This window comes from Pseudochelatococcus sp. B33 (assembly GCF_053570585.1).
Genome location: NZ_JBSEFH010000084.1, coordinates 1 through 632, shown reverse-complemented (window position 1 = coordinate 632; position 632 = coordinate 1). Strand labels below are relative to the sequence as shown.

1 protein-coding gene is annotated in these 632 nt (G+C 66.1%); it reads right to left on the bottom strand.

Features of this window, described 5'->3' with window-relative positions; genetic code table 11:
- The coding region (locus ACUSIJ_RS29655; protein ID WP_449312006.1) for a redoxin domain-containing protein at positions 1–632 on the bottom strand (632 nt) is incomplete at both ends.

The following is a 632-nucleotide window of genomic DNA, read 5'->3' as shown; positions in this document are numbered from 1 at the left end:
ACGGATCCGGCCGTCGGCGTCGATCAGGTAGTGGGCGGGCCAGTAGCTGTTCCGGAAGGCACGCCAGATGCGGTAGTCGTTGTCGACCGCCACGGGGTAGCCGATCCTGTAGCCCGCAACCGCCTTCCTGACGTTGTCGATCTTCTTTTCGAAGGCGAATTCCGGGGTGTGGACGCCGATCACCACGAGGCCCTGGTCCTTGTACTTGTCCGCCCAGGCGCGGACATAGGGCGTGGTGCGGATGCAGTTGATGCAGGAATAGGTCCAGAAGTCGATGAGCACGACCTTGCCGCGCAATTCGTCGATGGCAAGCGGCGGTGAATTCAACCATTCGACGGCGCCTTCCAGCGCGGGCGCGCGGCCTTCGACGGGCAAGCTGCTGCGGAACGGTTGCATCGTATCGGCAGCGGCGGTCATCATCATCATGCCGGTGGCGGCGGCTCCCGACGGCATGCCGGCAGCGGGTTCGGCGTGCAGGCGGTCGATGAGGGCGTTCTCGAGCGAGGTCGTGCCGGCATAGGAGAGGCGCGCCAGCAGGCCGGTATCGAGACCCAGCGCGATAGCCGCGACGCCAGCGAGCACGGCCACGCCCAGACCCTGGCGGATGCGTTCGCTCACACCCAGCGAACGCT